Annotated in this window: 20 protein-coding genes; 7 read left to right on the forward strand and 13 right to left on the reverse strand. The window is 66.3% G+C overall.

Features of this window, described 5'->3' with window-relative positions; all coding sequences use genetic code 11:
• Positions 1–30: 30 nt before the first annotated feature.
• From MKP08_RS12130 to pgi, 5 genes are all read right to left on the reverse strand, one after another.
• Positions 31–612 (reverse strand): PEPxxWA-CTERM sorting domain-containing protein, encoded by a 582-nt coding sequence (locus MKP08_RS12130; protein WP_241554046.1) that lies wholly within the window; start codon positions 610–612, stop codon positions 31–33.
• Positions 613–849: 237 nt separating this feature from the next.
• A complete protein-coding gene (locus MKP08_RS12135; RefSeq protein WP_241554047.1) occupies positions 850–1560 on the reverse strand; it encodes a hypothetical protein in 711 nt (236 codons plus the stop codon).
• Positions 1561–1652: 92 nt separating this feature from the next.
• The gene (locus tag MKP08_RS12140; RefSeq protein ID WP_241554048.1) at positions 1653–2126 is read right to left on the reverse strand and encodes a TspO/MBR family protein; all 474 of its coding nucleotides are present in this window, start codon (positions 2124–2126) and stop codon (positions 1653–1655) included.
• A gap of 1 nt (position 2127) precedes the next feature.
• Positions 2128–3123: a DUF4886 domain-containing protein gene (locus MKP08_RS12145; protein ID WP_241554049.1), complete on the reverse strand. Its 996-nt coding sequence runs from the start codon at positions 3121–3123 to the stop codon at positions 2128–2130.
• Complete coding sequence (gene pgi / locus MKP08_RS12150; RefSeq protein ID WP_241554050.1) at positions 3120–4655, reverse strand: glucose-6-phosphate isomerase; 1536 nt, start codon at positions 4653–4655, stop codon at positions 3120–3122. The genes MKP08_RS12145 and pgi overlap by 4 nt, the downstream gene beginning before the upstream one ends.
• Positions 4656–4727: 72 nt before the next feature.
• Here pgi and lepB point away from each other — a divergent pair, with 72 nt between their 5' ends.
• From lepB to MKP08_RS12170, 4 genes are all read left to right on the forward strand, one after another.
• Positions 4728–5534: a signal peptidase I gene (lepB, locus tag MKP08_RS12155; protein ID WP_241554051.1), complete on the forward strand. Its 807-nt coding sequence runs from the start codon at positions 4728–4730 to the stop codon at positions 5532–5534.
• Positions 5531–6202: a ribonuclease III gene (gene rnc / locus MKP08_RS12160; RefSeq protein WP_241554052.1), complete on the forward strand. Its 672-nt coding sequence runs from the start codon at positions 5531–5533 to the stop codon at positions 6200–6202. The genes lepB and rnc overlap by 4 nt, the downstream gene beginning before the upstream one ends.
• Positions 6199–7119 (forward strand): GTPase Era, encoded by a 921-nt coding sequence (era, locus tag MKP08_RS12165; RefSeq protein WP_241554053.1) that lies wholly within the window; start codon positions 6199–6201, stop codon positions 7117–7119. The genes rnc and era overlap by 4 nt, the downstream gene beginning before the upstream one ends.
• A gap of 131 nt (positions 7120–7250) precedes the next feature.
• Positions 7251–8798, forward strand: a complete 1548-nt coding sequence (locus MKP08_RS12170) for a glycosyltransferase family 39 protein (protein ID WP_241554054.1) — start codon at positions 7251–7253, stop codon at positions 8796–8798.
• Here the strand turns inward: MKP08_RS12170 and MKP08_RS12175 are convergent.
• The 7 genes from MKP08_RS12175 to plsY all read right to left on the reverse strand — a co-directional run bounded on the left by MKP08_RS12175 (position 8795) and on the right by plsY (position 17189).
• Positions 8795–10186, reverse strand: a complete 1392-nt coding sequence (locus MKP08_RS12175) for an MFS transporter (RefSeq protein ID WP_241554055.1) — start codon at positions 10184–10186, stop codon at positions 8795–8797. The two genes, MKP08_RS12170 and MKP08_RS12175, sit on opposite strands and share 4 nt — an antisense overlap.
• 106 nt (positions 10187–10292) lie before the next feature.
• A complete protein-coding gene (locus MKP08_RS12180; protein WP_215227949.1) occupies positions 10293–10475 on the reverse strand; it encodes a hypothetical protein in 183 nt (60 codons plus the stop codon).
• Positions 10475–13087, reverse strand: a complete 2613-nt coding sequence (topA, locus tag MKP08_RS12185) for a type I DNA topoisomerase (RefSeq protein ID WP_241554056.1) — start codon at positions 13085–13087, stop codon at positions 10475–10477. Before topA ends, MKP08_RS12180 begins: the two co-directional genes overlap by 1 nt.
• A gap of 95 nt (positions 13088–13182) precedes the next feature.
• The gene (locus MKP08_RS14350; RefSeq protein WP_306300155.1) at positions 13183–14730 is read right to left on the reverse strand and encodes a vWA domain-containing protein; all 1548 of its coding nucleotides are present in this window, start codon (positions 14728–14730) and stop codon (positions 13183–13185) included.
• Positions 14731–14889: 159 nt separating this feature from the next.
• A complete protein-coding gene (locus MKP08_RS12195) occupies positions 14890–15402 on the reverse strand; it encodes a hypothetical protein (protein WP_241554057.1) in 513 nt (170 codons plus the stop codon).
• A gap of 72 nt (positions 15403–15474) precedes the next feature.
• Positions 15475–16581: a DNA-processing protein DprA gene (gene dprA / locus MKP08_RS12200; RefSeq protein ID WP_241554058.1), complete on the reverse strand. Its 1107-nt coding sequence runs from the start codon at positions 16579–16581 to the stop codon at positions 15475–15477.
• Entirely contained in the window at positions 16578–17189 is a 612-nt protein-coding gene (gene plsY / locus MKP08_RS12205) for a glycerol-3-phosphate 1-O-acyltransferase PlsY (protein ID WP_241554059.1), read from the reverse strand. Before plsY ends, dprA begins: the two co-directional genes overlap by 4 nt.
• A gap of 123 nt (positions 17190–17312) precedes the next feature.
• Between plsY and murI the strand changes: the two genes are divergently transcribed.
• The 3 genes from murI to MKP08_RS12220 all read left to right on the forward strand — a co-directional run bounded on the left by murI (position 17313) and on the right by MKP08_RS12220 (position 20320).
• Entirely contained in the window at positions 17313–18116 is an 804-nt protein-coding gene (gene murI, locus MKP08_RS12210; protein ID WP_241554060.1) for a glutamate racemase, read from the forward strand.
• A 67-nt stretch (positions 18117–18183) separates the two neighbouring features.
• Positions 18184–19404, forward strand: coding sequence for a 5-aminolevulinate synthase (hemA, locus tag MKP08_RS12215; protein ID WP_241554061.1), 1221 nt, complete (start codon positions 18184–18186; stop codon positions 19402–19404).
• A gap of 121 nt (positions 19405–19525) precedes the next feature.
• On the forward strand, positions 19526–20320 hold the full coding sequence (locus MKP08_RS12220; protein WP_241554062.1) for a hypothetical protein: 795 nt from the start codon (positions 19526–19528) through the stop codon (positions 20318–20320).
• A gap of 45 nt (positions 20321–20365) precedes the next feature.
• Here MKP08_RS12220 and MKP08_RS12225 read toward each other — a convergent pair whose 3' ends face one another.
• Complete coding sequence (locus MKP08_RS12225; RefSeq protein ID WP_241554063.1) at positions 20366–20932, reverse strand: glutathione S-transferase family protein; 567 nt, start codon at positions 20930–20932, stop codon at positions 20366–20368.
• Between the last annotated feature and the right edge of the window lie 2 nt (positions 20933–20934).

Here is a 20934-nt window from a genome sequence, read left to right on the forward strand (position 1 = left end):
AGCCGGAGGAGTCCGAACGAAGGAGAGGGTTCAGGCGAACGCCGGGCGCGCCGTTACATGACGGCGACGACGGATCTGGGCGCCGATGAGGCCGAAACCCAGCAGCATCAGCGCCCACGTAGCAGGCTCCGGAACGCCGCCGGCTGCCGCCGTCGTGTAAAGCACCGCGTTCGAGAAGCCCTTCGCATTCGCGAGCTTGATGCCACTTGCGCCGGTGGTCCCGAAATCGATCAGGTAGAACGAGGTCGAATTGCCATAGCCCGACCCGTTGCCGACATGCATGCCGAAGATGGTCTGGCCATACAGTGTCTTGCCAAAGTTCAGGACATTGCCAGCGCTGAGCGTCGTAATCTTCGTCGCTTCGACGGCGCTCCAATCCCCGTTGAAGACGTAGGAAGAACCAAGGGCTGCGATGCCGGTCTTCTGATCATCGATCTTGGAGTTGTTGAGGATGTTCTTCGAATAGTTGCCCGAGCACTTGGACGCAGCCGGAGTGACGATCGCCGTGCTGCATGAACTCACGACACTCGCCGCGCTAGCTGGAGTCGCGATACTGACAATCGCCGCCGAAAACGCGAGGACAGCCCCCGTAAACCATTTTGATCCCGCCATTTTTTCCTCCATCGACCCGATAGTTGTCCCGAACTGCCACCTCAGTCGATCGCGGTTCCATAATATCTCTAAGAGATGGGGTAAATACCAAGTTCAGGACGGTTTTGGCGGTGTTCTATACTGGTAATCTGGGGTTCGGTACTGCCTTTACAAGTTGCTCAGCAACGTCGCGAAGTTGGCATCCTATTGTAAATATTGCCAATCCGCATGGCACTGCTGTCACCACGAAGGCCAGGACTACCAGTCGTGCATGTCGCTTTCGGCGGGGTCCCACAGCAGCGCGGTCGCGAGGGCAGCGATCGTGAGCGCGCGGGTCGTCGCTTCGTCCGTTCCCGCCGGGAGCACGAGCCGCGGCGAACCGTTGAGGTCTATCCCGCCCAGCGGTCGTCCGCCGCGCAGGAACACATATCCGTTTGGCGCGGCGGTGGGGAGCGCGGTCTCCTGCAGGCGATGTTCGGAGCGGATTTCGAATGCGGCCCCGGCATAACGGAAGGTCCCGTCCCGCTTGTAACCCAGCGATGCCCCGGCGGCCTCGTTCGTCTCGTGCAGGTCGAAGGTGGCGCGGGCCGGCTCACCCCCTTGCGAGAACGTGCAGCGGTAGGACATGGGGGCCGTCAGAACCTCCACCCGCTCCGACTGCACCGATTGCTCGCTCATCACGCAATCGGCCACCAGCGCGGGGGCAATCCCCGGCCCGGTGATGGAAAAGCCGGCGTGCTGGTTCTTCTCCGCGAATGTGCCCAGGATACGCGTACCCGACGCATAGCGGTCGTATCGCCCCGAATATGCCCCGGCGGTGTAGGCCCCGGTCTGCGGTCCCTGCAGGCCGACGAGCTCCATGCGGTCCGGTTCCGGCCCGAATTCCGCTGGCAATCGCGTATGAGCAGCCTGGATTGTCGAACAGGCGGCCGCAGCCGGGAGCAAGGCGATTACGAGCAAATTGCGCATCCCGGACACTCCCTCGGCACGGCACTACGAGCCGACCGAACCGGAATTTGCGCGGCCTTTCCTGAACGGAAGCTGTTTGATCTGACCTGGCGCTATCGCCCGAAAGGACCGTTCAACTGCACGATCTTCCAGTTGAGGATCGCCGCGAAGCTAACCCAGACGAGGTACGGCACGATCAGCCAGCTCGCCAGCACCGAGAATTCGCGCAGGCCGATGCACAGCGCCAGCACCGATGCCCACAGGAACGGGACCTCGACCAGCGCCCAGTCGGGCCGTTTCACCGTGAAGAACAGCGGCGACCAGAGGAGGTGGAACACGAAATTGACCGCGTAGAGCACGATCAGCGGCGTATAGTCGCCCCCGGGCGGAATCGCGTTCCAGCTCAGGACGAAGGCCCAAGCGGCCAGGCCCAGGATCACCGTCCAGGCGGGGCCGAACAACCAGTCGGGCGGTTGCCAGCTCGGCTTGTTGAGAGCGCGATACCACGCGCCGATCTTGGTCAGCAGCCCGCCGCCCACTCCCAGGATGACGGCCCAGGCGATCGCGATGACGACCGGGGTCGACATCTCAGGCGCGCCCCGGCGCAGCGAGCGCGCGGAGAATGTCGAGCGCGCCCACGCGCCGCTCCGCTTCCAGCTGCGCCATCGCAACGTTCTGCAAGGCCTCCGCCACCTTCGGGTCGAGACCCAGCTCGTGCGCGGCGCGTTCCTGCGCGCCGAACTTACGCACGTCGTAGCCGGTGACCTGCGCGAAGACGACCAGCGCTTCCAGATAATACCCTTCCGCGCTGGCGTGATAGTGGTCGTAGCTCCACAGGTCGATCTGGCCGAACGCGCGCCCGTCATAGGGGTTCGGATCGGCCAGCCCGGTCGCGATCGCGCGGTTCCAGGCCTCGCCCACTGGGATCACCGCATCGATCCGGTCCGACGCGGCATCGGCCCGATCGAGCCCGCGCCGCACGTCCAGCGCCATCGCCTCCACCGGCTGGCCGTACCATTTGCCTTCCGGCTTCCATGCCTGATCGGCGCGGGTCCAGGTCGCGGTCAGGTACACTCGCACATCGGGATTGCGGGCGGAGAACAGGTCCGCCAGCAGCGGCGCGTCGCGCACCGTCTCGGCAGCATCGCCCGGCTTCTTCGGGTCGAGAACGGAGTATTGCTGCATCACCACCACGTCCCACGGGCGGTCGATCTGCGCGCGCCGCTCGTTCAGGTGGAAATCCAGCGTCGTGCCGCCGCGCGTTTCGTGGGCGACCGTCCACGGCATCTTCGCCTCTTCCGCAAACTTGGCGAACAGCGCGGGCACGCCGCCCACGCCCTCTCCATTGATGTCCTCTACGCTGTCGGGCCGATAGCGCAGCACGGCAGAGTTCGCGCCCATGGTGAAGCTGTTGCCGACGAACAGGATGCGCTTGGGAGCCTCGGTGGGCTCGACCGTCGTGGCCCCGGTCGCGGATGCCTGCGCCGCAGGTGCCGCCGCAGTTGCAGGAGCTTGCTCCGTCACGACAGGCGCGCATGCCGCCAGGGCGCAGGCCCCGGCGATAGCAGTCAGAAAACGCTTCATTCGCTCAATCCCGCAGCTTGCAGCAGCGCCATGGTGCTGGCGTCGAAATCGTTCTTACCACCCTCGATCTCTTTAGCCATGCGTTTGCCCAGCTCGACGCCGAACTGGTCGAAGGGGTTGATACCCATCAGCACGGCGCTGGCGAAGGTGCGATGTTCGTGGAAAGCGATCAGTGCGCCCAGGGTCGCCGCGTCCAGATCGTCGCACAATATGGTTGCGCTCGGGCGGTCGCCAGGGAAGTTGCGTGCCGGGTCCTCCCCCTTATCGCCCTTCATCAGCGCGGCACCTTGCGCGAAGCAGTTCGTCAGCAGGATGCGGTGGTGCGCGGGATCGAGCGCATCGCCCGGCGCAATGCTGGCGATGAAATCGACCGGCACAACATGCGTCCCCTGATGGAGCAGCTGGAACACAGCATGCTGGGCATCGGTGCCAACCCCACCCCAGGTGATCGGGGCGGTCGGCCCGTCGACCGGCTTGCCGTCGGCGGTCACCCGCTTGCCGTTCGATTCCATCTCGAGCTGCTGGAGATAGTCGGGAAACAGCGCCAGCCGCTCGTCATAGGCGAACACCGCGCGGGTCTGGCACTTCCGGCCACGGGTATAGTACCGGTCGGCAAAGGCGGCGCGCAGCGGCAGGTTGTCCCGCCCTTCGGTCTCCGCGAAATGCCGGTCGACCGCCTGCGCGCCCGCCAGCATCGCCTCGAATTCGTCCCACCCGGCGCCGACCGCCACCGGGAAGCCGATGCTGGACCAGATCGAGTAACGCCCGCCGACGCTTTCCTGGAACGGCAGGACCCGCGTTTCGTCGACGCCCCATTCCACCGCCTTTTCCGGGCTCGCGGTCAGTGCGACCACCCGGCCTGAGGGATCGGCTACCCCGCCCTCCTCTAGCCAGCGCATCACGCTGGCGGCGTTGGTCATGGTCTCGATCGTGGTGAAGGTCTTGCTCGCCACCGCCAGCATCGTCGTCTTTGGGTCGCACGCGGCGAAGGCCTGTTCCAGCGCGACGCCATCGATGTTGGAGACAATATGCACGTCGACCCGGGCCAGGTCGCGGGTCAGCGCGTCGATCGCCAGCGCGGGGCCGAGCGCGCTGCCGCCAATCCCAACATGGATCAGGTGCTTCACCTCGCCCAGCGCGCCGTCGTGGATCGCCACCACCAGCAGGCGCATCCGGTCGCGAAGCGCCGCTGCCTCTTCCACCGAAGCGTCCGCGCCGGTGCCGCGCTGCGCGGTATGTTCGGCGGCGCGGCCTTCCGTCACGTTGACCGTCTCGCCATTCAGCAGCGCGGCACGTTTCGCGGTGAAATCACGCACCCGCGCCAGGCTCTCGAACCGGTCGAGCAGATCGTCGTCGAGATGCGTCTTGGACCAGTCGAATAGCACACCGCCCGCGGTATCGCCCTCCCCCCAGTCGATGCGCGCGGACAATTTGTCGACGCGGGCATCGTCACCGGCGAAGAGTTCGGCGACGGTGCGCCGTTCGCGTGCTTCGATCTCGGTCCAGATCTGATCGGCGGTCTGTTCGCTCACGGGAGAATCCTTTTTGCTTTGCCTTGCGTTGCGCCTAAGCAGCGCGCCGGACGAATGCAAAGGGAACGGTTGGTGGCGGGCGCGAAGGCGACAGCGGGCAAGGACGAAAGCTGGGGAAGTTTCCTGCGATTCTGCCTGCTGGTGATCCTGGCGGCTCTCGCGTTTCGCAGCTTCGTCTTCTCGCTCTTCGTCATTCCCAGCGAGAGCATGCTGCCCGGCCTGATGGACGGGGACTATCTGGCCGCCGCGAAATGGCCCTATGGTTATTCGCGCCATTCGCTGCCGCTCGACGCGCCGCTGATCCCCGGCCGCATCTTCGCACATACGCCCGCGCGGGGCGACGTTGTAATCTTCAAGCATCCGGTCGACGATACGGACTATATCAAGCGCGTCGTAGCCCTTCCGGGGGAAACCGTGGAGGTGCGCGAAGGACAGGTGTTCATCGACGGCACGCCCATCCGGCGCGAGCGGGTGCCCGACGTACTGGTCCCCATGTCCGCCAATACCGATTGCGCCTGGGGCGGCCGGATTGTCGATGTCCCCGCCGCGGGGATGGCCTGCCGCTACACCGCCTATCGCGAGACGATGCCCAATGGCCGCAGCTACGTGACGTTCGATTTCGGCGAAACGCCGCAGGACGATTTCGGGCCGGTGACAGTGCCGGAAGGACGATTGTTCCTGATGGGCGACAACCGCGACAATTCGCAGGACAGCCGGTTCCCCGATGTCGCCGGCGGCGGGGTCGGCTTCGTGCCGCTGGAACGGGTCGTCGGGCGCGCGGAGGCGCTGGTCTGGTCCACCGACGGATCGGCCCGCTGGTTCCTGCCCTGGACATGGTTCACCGCCGCGCGGTGGAACCGGATCGGCGAGACGCTGTGAGCGCGCTGGAACAATCCACCATCGAATGGCTGCGCTCGTGCCACTTCACGGTCGGCGATCCGGCGCTATGGCGCGAGGCGCTGACCCATGGCAGCACCAACGAAGCGATCAGTTACGAGCGGCTCGAATTTCTCGGCGACCGGGTGCTGGGCCTCTCCATCGCGGAATGGCTCTATCGCGAGGACGACCGGGCGGAAGGACAACTGGCCCAGCGGCTGAACGTGCTGGTGAGCAAGGGCAATTGCGCCCAGGTCGCGCGCGGTCTGGGCGTGTCGGACCATGTCCGGCTGGACCGGCAGGCGCGCGAGGACGGGGCGCAGCATGGCGAGAACGTGCTGGGCGACGTGATGGAAGCGCTGCTGGGGGCCAATTTCCTCGAGGCGGGCTTCGATGCGACCCGCGATCTCGTCCACCGGTTGTGGCGCGATCAGGTGGCGGGCGGCGCGGGCCGGTCCAAGCATCCCAAGAGCGCGCTGCAGGAATGGGCGGCGGGGAACCGGCGTCGGCCGCCGCAATACGAACTGGTCGACCGGTCCGGGCCCGACCATGCCGCACGCTTCACCGTTCGCGTGACGGTGGCCAATGTCGGCTCTGCCGAGGCACAGGCGAGCAGCAAGCAGGAGGCGGAAACGCTGGCCGCGAAGAACTTCATGGAGCAATACGGATGACCTCACCCCACTCCCCGGCGGAAGGGCAGACGCGCTGCGGCGTCGTCGCGGTGCTCGGCGCGCCCAATGCAGGCAAGTCGACGCTCGTCAATCAGCTCGTCGGCCAAAAGGTCGCGATCACCAGCGCCAAGGCGCAGACCACGCGCGCGCGGATGCTCGGCATCGCGCTGGATGGCGATACCCAGATGATCCTGGTCGATACGCCCGGCATCTTCGCGCCGCGTCGCCGGCTCGACCGCGCAATGGTGAGCGCCGCATGGGAAGGTGCGGAGGCAGCCGATGCCGTGCTGTTGCTGGTCGATCCGGTCAAGCAGCGGCGGCACGAGCTGGAGCCCCTGCTGGAACAGCTCGCCGGACGGCCGGAGCGCAAGATGCTGGTCTTGAACAAGGTGGACGTGGCGAAGAAGGAGCCCCTGCTCGCGCTGGCCGAGGAGTTGTCGGGCAAGGTCGATTTCGCGGAGATCTACTTCGTGTCCGCCCTGACCGGCGACGGCGTGCCCGAACTCAAGTCCGCACTCGCCGACCTAATGCCGGAGGGGGTGTGGCACTATCCCGAGGACCAGGTGTCGGACGCGTCCGAACGCCTGCTGGCGGCGGAGGTCACGCGCGAACAGCTCTATCGCCAGTTGCACGAGGAGCTGCCCTACGACAGCGCGGTGCGACCCGAACTCTACAAGCACCGACCCGACGGCAGCCTGGAAATCCACCAGCAGATCGTTGTCTCCCGCGAAACCCAGCGCCCCATCGTGCTCGGCAAGGGCGGCCGCATGATCAAGGCGATCGGCGAGGCGGCACGGACCGAACTGACCGAACTGCTCGGCGTGAAGGTCCATCTGTTCCTGCATGTGAAGGTGGAGGAAAACTGGTCCGACAGCCGCGAGCTGTTCGAGGAAATCGGGCTCGACTGGGTGCGATGACCCAGCCCCCGGTCCGCTCCCTGCTGGTCTTTACCCCGGTGTCCCGGCAATGCGCGGCATCCTCGCGCCTGTCCGCCGTCGCCGTCTCCGCCCCCGCGAACTGACCGTAACCGAGGATAGCCGAGCGCATCATGACCTTTCCCCTGATGCGCGACCGGCACCTTGATGCCGAAACCCCGCCACAGACCCGGAGAAACTGGCAGGCGTTTCTGCAACCGCCCGCCCGCCCGTGGTACGCCGACTGGCGGTTGCTGCTGGTGCTGATCGCGTTCACCGCGGTCACCCGCGCCGCCAGTTTCGGCAGCCCGGTGATCTCCAACGACGAGGAGTTCTATCTCCTGGTCGGCTCGCGCATGTTGCATGGCGCCCTGCCCTATATCGACATCTGGGACAGGAAGCCGGTCGGCCTGTTCCTGATCTACGCCTCGACCAGCGCGCTCGGCCCCTTTCAGGTTATCCAGTACCAGATCGCGGCGTGCCTGTCGGCGGGCTGCACCGCCTGGGTGCTCTATCGCATAGCGCGCATGATCGCCCCAGCCGGCGGGGCGCTGATCGCCGCCGCCTGCTATCCCATCATGCTGGCGGGCTTTAGCCAGATCGGTGGGCAGGCACCGGTGTTCTACAATCTGCCGGTCGCCATTGCCGCATGGTGGATCGCCCGGCGCTATCGCGACGGCGACACGCGCAAGCTGTTTGCGGGCGGATGCGGCATCATGCTGCTGCTCGGCATCGCGATGCAGATCAAATACACCGTGATGTTCGAAGGGATGTGCTTCGGCCTCGCACTGATGTGGCTGGCGCATGTGCACGGCCTGCACCGCGGGCGCATCGTTCCGATGGCCGTGGCGTGGGTCGCCTGCGCCCTGCTGCCGACCGCCGCCGCGATGGCGGCCTATGCCGCGATCGGCCATCTGGACGAGTTCGTCTTCGCCAATTTCGTATCGATCTTCTCGCGCGAAAGCGGGATGATGAAAGCGGTGCGCCGGCTAGCGATCCTGACGTTCTTCCTCTCGCCGCTATGGGTGCTGCTGCTGTGGGCCCCGCGCAGACTGGGCCTGAGGGGTAACGGATCGCCCCAACTCGCCTTCATCAAGGCCTGGGCCATCGCTGCCTTTGTCGGTTTCCTGCTGATCGGGACCTATTACGACCACTATGTCGGGCCGCTGCTGGTGCCGTTCCTGGTGCTAGGAGCGCGGGCGCTTGGCTGGCAGGGAGTGCGCCGCCGCTTCGCCATCGGCACGCTCGCCTTCATCACCATCTGCACCGCGATCCATGTCCCGATCCGCATTCACCTGGCCGGCAACCGCGATCAGTTCCGCACCGTGGCCGCGGCGATCGAACGCCAGCTCGGGCCGGACGGGTGCCTCTATATCCACGAGGGCGAACCCGGCCTCTACCACGCGACGGGCGCGTGCACGGTGACGCGCTATCTCTTCACCACCCACCTCAACAGCCTCAAGGAACAGCACGCGCTGGGCATCGATACCGCGGCCGAGATGCGACACATCGTCGCGCAGCGTCCGCAGGTCATCGTGAAGGCGGTGGAGCCGTACTCCGATCCGCCCAACCGCCCCGCCCGCGCGATCATGGACCGGGCGCTGGCCCGCGACTATCGCGAGACCGGGCGTTACCAACTGGGTGTCCACACGCTGGAAATCTGGAGACTGCGCGACCGCTAGGGGCGTACGGTGTCGGGGTGGCGCGGTCGTCGCACCAGGTTCGCGCCCGTCGCGCGGAACCGATAGGCGCTGCAGATCGCGGCGAGCACCGCGAACCCGGCGGAGACCAGCAACGGCGCGGGGCCGAGGCCCATGCCGATGGCGAGGATCACGCCGACCACCGCCGCGCCGGTCGATTGCCCGAACAGCCGCGCGGTCGACAGCAGGCCGCCTGCCGCCGCCGAACGATCCTTCGGCGCCTCACCGATCATCAGTCGCGAATTGGGCGCAAGGAACAGGCCGTAACCGAGCGCGCACAGCGATAGCCGCCAGGCAATCCCGAACGCGCCGGCCTCCTCCGGCATGAAGGTGAGAAGCAGCAACGCGACCACGACGATAAACATGCCCACAACGCCCATGATCGATGGCGAGACATGGTCCGACAGCCAGCCCGCGGCGGGGGCGACGAACAGCATGGTGAGCGGGAACGGCGCGATCAGCAGACCGACCTCGTCCGGCGAATATCCCATACCCTGCTCGAACCGGAACGGCAGCCCGACGATCAGCATCGCCGAACCGATGAAGGCGGCGATCGCGGCCACGACCGACAGCCCGATCGCGGGCTTTCGCATCAGATCGACCGGAAGGACCGGGCGTTGCATCCCACGCTCGCGCCGGTAGAGGAAATACGCGGACGCGATACCGGCCAGGACAGCGGCCCCGCCCAGCACGAGGCGATCGTGGGTGGCGATGGTGAGCCCGCCGATGAGCAGCGCGACGGTGCCTGCATTCCACAACCCGCTAAGCCAGTCGACCTTGCCCGGGCGGGGCTCCGGATCGGGCAGGAAGCGCCCGATCAGGAGCGATAGCAGCGCCAGCGGTGCGGCGGCGACGAAAACCCAGCGCCAGTCGATATGTTCGACGATGAAGCCACCCAGCGTCGGCGCGACTGCGTAGGAAGTGGCGACGATCACGCTGTTGATCCCGAGCCCGCTGCCGAGGCTCTTCGCCGGATAGATGGAGCGCAGCATCGCTGCGGAAACCGACAGCGCGATACCCGCGCCCAGCGCCTGCAGCGCGCGTACGATCATCAGCACCGTGAAGCTGTTTACCAGCAGCGCCGCGGCAGAAGCGAAGAAGAAAAGGACCTGGCCGATCTGGTAGAGATTGCGGTGCCCGATCCGGTCGCCGATCGTGGCGAAGGGCAGCAGCACCATCACCATCACCAGCTGGTACACGGTCACCACGCTGGTCACCGCCCCGTCGCTGACGTTCAGATCGCGCGCGATCGTGGGCAGCGCGACATTGGCGACCGCGCCATCCACCACGAACAACGCGGTGCCGAAACTGATCGCCGCGATCGCCCAGATGCGGCGGGGCATGGGCAGGCCGTCGCCGCTATCGCTCACCACGCACGGCTCGCTCCGATGGCCGGTCCCATCGCTTCTGTTACTCTTCGCAAATGCGGCATGCGGATCCAACGCGCGAGGGGCGGAAAGGTCCCGCCCCACCGGACTACCGCTTCTTGGCGATCGCGATCTTGTTCTTCTTCGCGAAGTCCTTGGTCGACTCCTCGCTCCGCCCGAGCGATTTCGCGATCGCCTTCAGCCCGTGCCCTTTGGCCGCAAGTGTGCGGAGCTGGCCTGCCTCCTCCGCCTTCCACGGCTGCTTGTGGCGCTCGAAATGCTCCTTCGCCATCAGTCGTCCGCGTCCTTCTTTGCAGCCTGCTTGCTTTTCGCCGGGGCCTTTTTCTTCGCGGGTGCCTTCTTCGCAGCGGCTTTCTTCGCCGGAGCCTTCTTCGCAGCCGCCTTCTTCTTCGGCGCAGCCTTCTTGCGCGCCTTCTTCTTCGGTGGACCTTTGGCGGCACGCGCGTCGATCAGCTCGATCGCCTGCGCCTCGGTCACGTCCTCGGGCTTCATGTCCTTCGGGATCGTCGCATTGGTGGTACCGTCGGTGACGTAAGGGCCGTAACGCCCCGGCATCACCTTCATCTCGCCGCCGCTGGTGGGGTGTTCGCCCAGCGTCTTGATCGGTTCCGCCTTCGCCCGGCCCCCGCCCTTGCGATTGGCCGCCTCGGCCAGCAGGGTGACGGCCGCGTTCATGCCCGTGTCGAACACGTCCTGCGTTGTCTGCAGCTTCGCATACTTGCCATCGTGCCGCAGATAAGGGCCGTAACGCCCGATATTCGCCTCGATTTCGTTGCCGGTTTCGGGATGTTCACCCACGATGCGCGGCAGACTCAGCAGCTTTATCGCCCATTCCAGATCGAAGTCGGGCAGATCCTTGGGAATGCTGGCCCGTTTCGCATCCTTGCCCTCCCCCATCTGGACATAGGGGCCGAAGCGACCGGTCTTGCGGTGGATTTCCAGGCCGGTTTCGGGGTGCTTGCCCATGATGCCGTCCTCGGCCGCATCGCCATCGGCACCCGGTTGGGCAAAGCGGCGGGTGTATTTGCACTCGGGATAGTTGGCACAGGCGACGAAGGCGCCGAACTTGCCGCCGCGCAGCGCCAGCCGACCGCCTTCGCGCCCTTCCTGCTCGCACAGCGGGCAGGTGCGCGGGTCCTTCCCGTCCTCGCGCGGGGGGAACAGGAAGTCGGATAGATATTCGTCCAGCACCTCGGTCACTTCCGAGGGCTTGCGATCCATCACCTCTTCGGTCTTCGGCTTGAAGTCGCGCCAGAACTGTTCGAGCAGCGCCTTCCATTCCTCGCGCCCGCCCGACACCTCGTCGAGCTCGTCCTCCATCCCCGCGGTGAAGTCGTAGGCGACGTATCGCTCGAAGAACCGTTCCAGAAACGCCGTCAGCAATCGGCCCGATTCCTCTGCGAAGAAACGGTTTTTTTCCATCCGCACATATTCGCGGTCGCGCAGGGTCTGGATGGTGCTGGCATAGGTCGAGGGACGCCCGATGCCGAGTTCCTCCAACCGCTTGACCAGGCTCGCTTCGGAGAAGCGCGGCGGCGGCTGGGTGAAGTGCTGGTTCGCCTCGACGCCCGTCTTGGCCGGGCAATCGCCCTTGTGCATGACCGGCAGCAGGTTGTCGTCCTCGTCCTCGCTGTCGTCACGACCCTCCTGATAGACCGCGAAGAAGCCGGGGAACTTCACCACCTGGCCGGTCGCGCGCAGCTCGTGCCGGCCGCTCGCGTCGAGCAGGGTGCCGGTGGTACGCTCCAGCCGCGCGGGGGCCATCTGGCTCGCCATCGCGCGCTTGAAGATCAGGTCGTAAAGCTTCGCCTCGTCGCCCGAAGCGGCGCGCGACTGCAGGAAGTTGGTCGGGCGGATCGCCTCGTGCGCTTCCTGAGCATTCTTCGCCTTGGTGCTGTAATGGCGCGGTTTTTCAGGCAGGTAATGCCCGTCATAGCGCTCGCTGATCGCCTTGCGACAGGCGGAGATGGCGCTGCCATCCATCTGCACGCCGTCGGTCCGCATATAGGTGATCGCGCCCGCTTCGTAGAGCGATTGCGCCAGCCGCATCGTGTGACTGGCGGAAAAGCCGAGCTTGCGCGCCGCCTCCTGCTGCAGCGTCGACGTCGTGAACGGTGGCGAGGGATTGCGGGTAAGCGGCTTGGTCTCGATCTCCTGGATCGTGAAGCGGCCCTGCTCGACCGCTTCCTTCGCCTTCATTGCGCTGCCTTCGTTGCCGAGCGTCAGCTTGTCGAGCTTCTCGCCGTCGAAGCGCACCAGCCGCGCGTCGAAGGCGGTGCCGTCCTGCTCCATCTTGGCGACGACCGACCAGTATTCATCCGGCTTGAACGCCTCGATCTCGCGCTCGCGATCGACGATCAGACGCAGCGCGACCGACTGCACGCGGCCCGCGCTCTTCGCGCCGGGCAGACGCCGCCACAGCACCGGCGACAGCGTGAAGCCATAAAGATAGTCGAGCGCCCGGCGCGCGAGGTAAGCGTCGATCAGATCGTGGTCGAGATCGCGCGGACGCCCCATCGCCTCCGTCACCGCGTTCTTGGTGATCGCGTTGAACGTGACCCGCTCGACCTTGGCGGGCAGCGCCTTGCGCTTGCCCAGCAGCTCGCGAACGTGCCACGAAATCGCCTCCCCCTCGCGGTCGGGGTCGGTTGCGAGGACCAGCCGGTCGGCCTTCTTCGCCGCGTCGCTGATCTCCTTGAAGCGGCTCTGCTTGTCGCGATAGAGCTCCCAGTCCATCGCGAAATCCTCGTCCGGGCGCACGCTGCCGTCCTTGGGCGGCAGGTCGCGGACGTGGCCGTAGCTGGCGAGGACCTTGAAGTCCTTGCCCAGATATTTCTCGATGGTTTTCGCCTTGGCCGGCGACTCGACGATAACGAGTTGCATATGTGTGTTTCGCAGTCCCTACGCGTGTACGTGTGTATACGCGCGAATGTGGTGACGGAGTTCGCGGCCCGTCAAGCGGCTTTGCGAAACGGTGTCTAGTCCTGCTGCTCCGCGAAATCGGGCGGCAGCACGCAGCGACCGGCATCGTACTGGCCGACGCTGCGGATGACCTCGCCCTGATCCGGCTCGATCCGGCGGCCCGAGATCTGGCTGTCGATCACGCGGCGCAGCAGCTGGTCGAGCCGGGTGACGAGGTAGCAGTCGATCGCCGGTTCGGCATGAGGGTTACCGATGCCGCTGTCGTCGGTGAGGAAGGTGTAGCGCGACTGGGTGGCGGCGGCCATCGCGCGCATGACGTATTCGGCCATCGGCCCCACGCCCGAGGCCCCGACCGGCACGATATGCACCCGCTTGCCCCGCAGATGCTCGGCGGCGAGCCAGGCGGTACCGATATCGCTATCGTGCGGCGGCGCATCTGCGACCAGCAGCAGCGACTTCACCGCATCGTCGCGCCAATCGAGATTGGCGGCGCGCACCAGCGCATCCTGCATCGCCTCCTCGTAATCGCCGCCACCATTCGCCGATTGCTGCGCCAGCTGGGCCTGCGCCTTCGAGACATCGCCGTCGAGCGGGTAGGTCCGGGTGACGAAATCGTCGCCCCGATCGCGATAGAAGCTGAAACCGACACGGATATCGAGCTCGGGATGCCGCTTCTCCAGCGCGCCGACGATCGATTTCAGTTCCGCCTGGAGGTAGCGAATCTCGTCGCCCATCGATCCGGTGACGTCGACCACCAGCGCGAGGTCGAGCTTCTTCACCGCCCGGGCATCGCGGGTGGCGGTGATCTTCATCATCTGCCCGCCCGGCTGGCGCGAAAGATTTGCCATGCGCCAGTCGCCACCGCCCGCGCGGACCCACACGCGGTCGCTCAGCCGGTCCACATCCGGGAAGAACACCACGCTGCCGTCGGCCACGGTTTCCATGCGCAACGTATTGCCGTCGGCGCAGCGCAGCTCGACCGTCTCGAACGGCATGGCACGCCCGCGTTCGTCGCGCAGTTCCACGGTGAACAGCCGCGCCGTGTCGAGCTGCGGCAGGCCGCGTGCCTTCTGACCGAGATCGGAGCGGCGCTGATAGGCGGCATAGAGTTCGGGATTGAGCAGATCGTCATGCTCGCCCGCGGTCAGCAGGCCGCTTTGCGGGCGCGGCTGCGGCGGTCGCGGGGGATAGGGCGGCATGACGCGGCTATCCGCGCTTTCCCCGGGCACCGGTGCTGCAGTCTCTGCCGCACTCGGCCGGTCCGCCCTGCTGCCGGTGACGACCATGCTGTCGACCGCCATCGCCACCGGAGGAGGTGCCGCAAGCGGAGGAGGCGGTGGTGGCGGCGGAGGCGGAGGTGGAGGTGGAGGTGGAGGCGGTCCGCGCTCCATTAGCGAGTCCGCCGCGCTGCTCTCGCCCTCTTCATTGGCTTCCTGCGCCGGACGTTTCTCGGGCTCTAGATCGGGCAGCGGCCCCGGCGTGCGGCAATACGCGCCCTCACCGGCCCGGGGCGAAGCATCCTGCGCCAAAGCCGCGGCTCCGACACCGGCGGGACCGGGCACGAGCAAGGCGACGCTGCAGAGAAACGCTATCGGACCGCGCATCGAAAACTCCCCATTCTTCGATCAGGTTGCACGAAGTTGGGGCGGCCACGGTGAACCGGGGATGAGCGTCAAACGCACAGCAGCCCCGAAATCCTTGAGCGAACGCTTGCAGCCGTCCTCAGACGGCGGGTCGCGGATATGGCATTGACCGGCGAGGACCTAACCGAAACCGCATAGCCACAATTTCTCGTCCAGCTTCCTGCAGGAATGTATGTCACCACTGGTCAGGCGACGGCGCGTCTCCGCGGAAAAGGTCATCGGGTTGCGACCCGGCGACGCGATAATGGCACTGCCGCCATCGGGAATTCCTTGGAAATAGGGCACGCTTTGCGGGGGCGGTCCCGCAAGATCATCTGCATGATCGGCCGCGAAGGCCAGCGCATCGTATCGGCTGTAAAGCCCGTCTATGAGGCTCAGCAACGCTACCGAGGCGATCAGCGCGATAGCAGGCAGGGACCGGTCGAGTATCCGCAGCTTCCCGGTCTCGGCGTCCGCCGGGACGAACAAGGTGCACACGACCGCGACGCTCACAATCAGCATTGCCAACGCGCTTAGAAGCGCGCCCGTGATGGCCTCGAAGGGATTCAGCGGCCTGTCCTGTATTGCGAGGAGAGCGGAGACTCCAAACAGGATCAGCACGATGGCAAGCGCCCACTTGCGATGAGAATTCATAGAATTCCACATGGTTTTCTCCCCCCCTCCTACCAGCGCGGCGATGCTCCCACCGTGTACGTAATCCGCCGATCAGACCGCGGAAAGGCTTACCCTGCCCCCGGCATGGCGCACCAGCCGTCCGGCGATCTCCAGCTCCAGCAGCGCGAGCTGGACGGAGGCCGGACCCTCCCCCGACTGGCGGATGAGTTCGTCCACGGCGACGGGCGCGGTCGAGAGCAGGTTTGCGACGTCCGCCGGCTCGGCATCGGCCAGTTCTTCCGGCGCGGCGGCGAGGTAGCTTTCCCCCGTCTCGCGCACGGAGGAGCGCGGCGTGCCGTCGAAACCCGACAGCAGTTCGACCACGTCGCCCGGCTCCTGCACCAGCACGGCCCCTTCGCGGATCAGCAGGTTGCAACCATGGCTGCGCGCGTCGAGCGGGCTGCCGGGAATCGCCATTACCTCGCGCCCCGCCTCGCCCGCCAGCCGCGCGGTGATGAGCGAGCCGGACTTGGGTGCGGCCTCCACCACCAGCGTCCCGAGCGCGAGCCCGGCGATGATGCGGTTGCGGGTCGGAAAATGGCTGCCGCGCGGCTCCGTGCCCGGCGGCTGTTCGGCCAGCAACAGACCCTCTTCCGCGATGCGCCGGTGCAGATCCTCGTGCTGAGGCGGATAGGCGATGTCGATCCCGCTCGCGATCACGCCGATGGTAGCGGGCAACGCGCCCTCGTGCGCCGCGCCGTCGATTCCCCGGGCGAGACCCGAGACGACGGTGAAGCCCTCCCCCGCCAGCGCCCCGGCGAACTCCCGCGCCAGCTTGACCGCGGCGGCGCTGGCATTGCGCGCGCCGACCATCGCGACGCAGGGCCGCGACGCCAGCGCCAGATCGCCGCGCCAGGTCAGGATCGGCGGCGCGCCGTCCGCCTCTCGCAGCAAAGCCGGATAGTCCGCCTGATCGCGGAAGAGGTAGCGCGCGCCCGCTCGCCGGACCGCCTCGATCTCGCGCTCCACCAGATCGCGCGACGCCAGCGTATAGGATTTGCCGCCCCGCCCGGCCAGATCGGGCAGCGCCTCCAGCGCCGCCTCCGCGCTGCCGAAGCGCCCGAGCAGCTGGGCGAAGCTCACCGGGCCGATCCGCGGGCTGCGCAGCAGGCGAATGCGCGCGAAGGCCTCCGCCTGCGACAGCGCGGGCGCGCTCACTTGCTTTTGCCGACCCGGGGTTCCTCGCCCCGCAGCAGCCGCCCGATATTGGCGCGGTGAAGCCACAGGACGATAACGGCGATGGCGACCAGCACAGGGACATAGACCGGATAGCCGAACAGCGCCGCCGCGATCGCCGCGCACACCACCGCGCTCATCCCGGCGAGCGAGCTGATCCGCGTCAGCGCCAGCATCCCGATCCAGACGAAGGCGTAGGTGAGGCCCAGCGGCAGGGCGAGCCCGAAGGCGACGCCCGCATTGGTCGCCACACCCTTCCCACCCTTGAAGCCGAGCCAGACGGGAAAGCAGTGCCCCAGCACCGCGCCCAGCGCGGCGGCCGGTGCCGCGCCCCACCAGATGCTCTGCACCGCGGCCGGATAGGGGAAGAAATCGCGCGCCAGCAGCACTGCGGCCAACCCCTTCAGCAGGTCGAGCACCAGCGTCGCCGCCGCCAGCCACTTGCTGCCGGTGCGCAGCACGTTGGTCGCGCCGATATTGCCGCTGCCCTGCTGGCGCACATCGCCCAGCCCCGCCATGCGGGTCAGCAGCAGGCCGAACGGGATCGAGCCGAGCAGGTATCCGAGCAGCGCGGCGAGCAAGCTTTCCACAAAACCTCCGTTCGGCCCGAGCTTGCCTGCGACCGCGAAGGCGGTTGTCGAAGCCCTGCACTTTCTTCTAGCGCAGCACCTAAGGTGAAGGACGGTCCTTCGACAAGCTCGGGACGAACGGTTTTGAAAGAAAGCTCGGCCTCGGCCCCCATCCTGCTGTTCGATTCGGGCGTCGGCGGGCTCACCGTGCTCGCCGCGCTGCGCCGCGTGCTGCCCGATGCGCCGGTGATCTACGCGGCCGATTTCGCCGGGTTGCCCTATGGCGAGAAGAGCGAGGCGGAGATCGCAGCGCGGGTCGCGGGGCTGCTGGGGCGGATGGGCGAGCGGTATCAGCCCCGCCTTGCCTGCATCGCCTGCAATACCGCCAGTACCATCGCGCTGGGCATGGTGCGCGAGGTGCTGGAAATCCCGATCGTCGGCACCGTGCCCGCAATCAAACCCGCCGCGGCAATGACGAAGACCGGCGTCATCGGCCTGCTCGGCACCGCGGCGACGATCCGGCAGGGCTATGTCGATCGGCTGGAGGCGGCGTTCGCGGCGGACAAGACCCTGCTGCGCCAGGCCGCGCCGGGCCTCGTCGAAGCGGCGGAGGCGAAGCTTGCCGGTCGCGCCGGCGTCGGCGAAGCGGTGGCAGAGGCGGTGGCGACCTTGCGCGCCCAGCCCGGCGGCGACCGGATCGATACCGTGGTGCTCGCCTGCACGCACTTCCCGCTATTGCGCGAAGAGCTGGCAGCGGCTTTCGGCCCAGGGGTCGCGCTGGTCGATGGGGCAGAGGGTATCGCGCGCCGCATCGTCTCGCTCACCGGGGGGCAGGCGTTCGCGCGCCGCGCGCCGAACTTCGCCGTCACGACCGGGCCGATCGACACGCTGGAACAGCGCGCCGACGCCCTGCGGCAAGTCGGGATCGAAGATTTGCGCGTTTTCTAACTGCGAACCGTTCGCAAAGATCGCAGTGGAAATCGGCGGAAAACGGGCGTATCGCGCGGCCAGCGCCATGAACTACACACAGATTTTCGATCAGGCGATCGATCGCCTGCACGCCGAAGGCCGCTACCGCGTCTTCATCGACATCCTGCGCAACAAGGGGGCCTTCCCCAATGCGCGATGTTTCGCCGGGCATAACGGGCCCAAGCCGATCACGGTCTGGTGCTCCAACGATTACCTCGCGATGGGCCAGCACCCCAAGGTGATCGGCGCGATGGAAGCGGCGCTGCACGATGTCGGCGCCGGTTCGGGCGGCACCCGCAATATCGGTGGCAACACCCATTTCCACGTCCAGCTGGAGGCCGAGCTGGCCGACCTGCATGGCAAGGAAGGCGCGCTGCTGTTCACCAGCGGCTACGTCTCCAACGACGCGACGCTGTCCACCATCGCCAAGCTGCTGCCCGGCTGCGTGATCTTCTCTGACGAGCTGAACCATGCCAGCATGATCGCCGGCATCCGCAACTCGGGCTGCGAGAAGCGCGTGTTCCGCCACAACGACGTGGACCATCTGGAACAGCTGCTCGCCGCCGAAGCGCCCGAGACGCCCAAGCTGATCGCGTTCGAGAGCGTCTATTCCATGGACGGCGACGTCGCCGCGATCCACGCGATCTGTGACCTGGCCGAGAAGTACAACGCGCTGACCTATATCGACGAAGTCCACGCGGTCGGCATGTACGGCCCGCGCGGTGGCGGCATTTCCGAACGCGACGAGGCGGCGCACCGCATCGATATTATCGAAGGTACGCTGGGCAAGGCGTTCGGCGTGATGGGCGGCTATATAGCGGCCGATACGCGCATCATCGACTGCATCCGCAGCTATGCGCCCGGCTTCATCTTCACCACCTCGCTCAGCCCGGCACTGGTCGCGGGCGTGCTCGCCTCCGTGCGGCATCTCAAGCAATCGAGCGAGGAACGCGATGCGCAGCAGGCAGCCGCGGCGAAGCTGAAGGCGATGATGGCCGAGGCGGGCGTCCCGGTCATGCCCAGCACGACGCATATCGTGCCCGTGATGGTCGGCGATCCGGTCCGCGCCAAGAAGATCAGCGACATCCTGCTCGCCGAGTACGGCATCTATGTGCAGCCGATCAATTTCCCGACCGTCCCGCGCGGGACGGAGCGCCTGCGCTTCACGCCCGGCCCCTCCCATACCGAGGAAATGATGCGCGAGCTGACCGACGCGCTGGTCGAGATCTGGGACCGGCTCGAACTCGATCTGGCCCAGGCCGCCTGACGAACGGGCGCGACTGCGCGCCCTCGGCCAGGAAAGTGCGCACGCGATCGTGGAGAGGGCGATCGACGGAAAGCGTGCGATAGATCCGGAACCCTCGGCGCGGTTTCTCGCTGTTCGGTATATGACCGACGCGAACCCGAACCCATCCGAACGATTCGCCGATTTCGGCGACGGCTTCCATCACCTGCGAGGCACCTTTCGCGTCGGCGGCGTCCTGAACGTTGGAACACACTGCGCTCTGGTTGAACTTCCATCCGGAAAGTTCGTATTTCTCGACAGCTACACGCTGCCAGATGCGGTGCGCCCCCAGGTCGATCAGCTGACCGATGGCGGCTCTAAAGTGGCGGCGATCATCAATCTGCATCCTTTCCACACGCTACATATCGAATGGATGCACCGGGCCTTCCCCAATGCAGCGCTCTACGGCACGCGGCGGCATATCAAGAAGTTCCATATCCTCCCGTGGGAGTCGGAACTGTGCGAGGACGGCCTGCCAGACGAGGTCACCGAAGCGGCGATCGAATTCTCCACTCCGCGCGGTGTCGATCTGGTGTGCGAGAAGGAAGACACCCATTTCGGGTCCGTGCTCGCCTATCACCCCGCGAGCGGCACGATCTATGTCGACGACACGCTGTCGCGCCTCGACTTGCCATGGCCGCTGTCGCTCATGCCCATGAACGAACGGCTCGATTTCCATCCCACGCTTGCTTCCGCGCTGAAGAAGCAGCCGGGTGCGGCGGATACCTTTCGCGAATGGGCGGTCGAACTCGGCATCGAATGGCATGATGCCCGACGCATCGCCACCGCGCATAACAGCACGATGGCATTGGGCCCGGAAGTCTTCCCCGAAAAGATCGGGGCGGCCCTTGCGCGGGTCAAACCGGTGCTCGACCGGCACCGGAATCGGTACGGTTGAGCTAGCGGGCACGGGAACCTGCGAAGGTCCCGCGCCCACCGCCCTCTACCCTTGGGCGCTCTCCTTCGCGCACCGTTTCACCCACTCGCGGATCAAAGGCTCGTCCGGCAACAGGTCGCTGAACCACCGAAACGGGGATGCGCATAGGAGGTCGGCAGCGCTAAACCGCTCGCCCAGCAGATACGGCCCCTCACGCAGCGGCTCGGCCAGCCGCTCCAGCATCGTCGCCTCGTCGCGAAAGGTCGCTTCGATCGCTGGATGCGACAGGCCCGCCCACCGCATGACGATCAGCGGTTCCATCACCCCCTGATAGTAAGAGAGCCAAGACAGATACGCGCCCCGGCCCGGCTCGCCTGCCAGGGGTCCCAGCTTCTGCTGCGGATAGGCGTCGGTAAGGTAGAGCATGATCGCGCCCCTTTCCCGAACCTGCTCGGCCCCGTCGACCAGGAAGGGGACTTTCTTTTCCGGGTGCGGGTTTTCCGGGTCCGGTCCGCCCGATCCATCCTGACGAACGATCGTGACCTCGCGCAATTCGACATTGGCTCTCAACAGGCGAACCAGATCGACCACCGTGTCGGAACGCGTCTGGGGTGAATGATAAAGCACGGGCATGG

The sequence above is a fragment of the Erythrobacter sp. LQ02-29 genome, from assembly GCF_022576075.2.
Classification (GTDB): domain Bacteria; phylum Pseudomonadota; class Alphaproteobacteria; order Sphingomonadales; family Sphingomonadaceae; genus Alteriqipengyuania.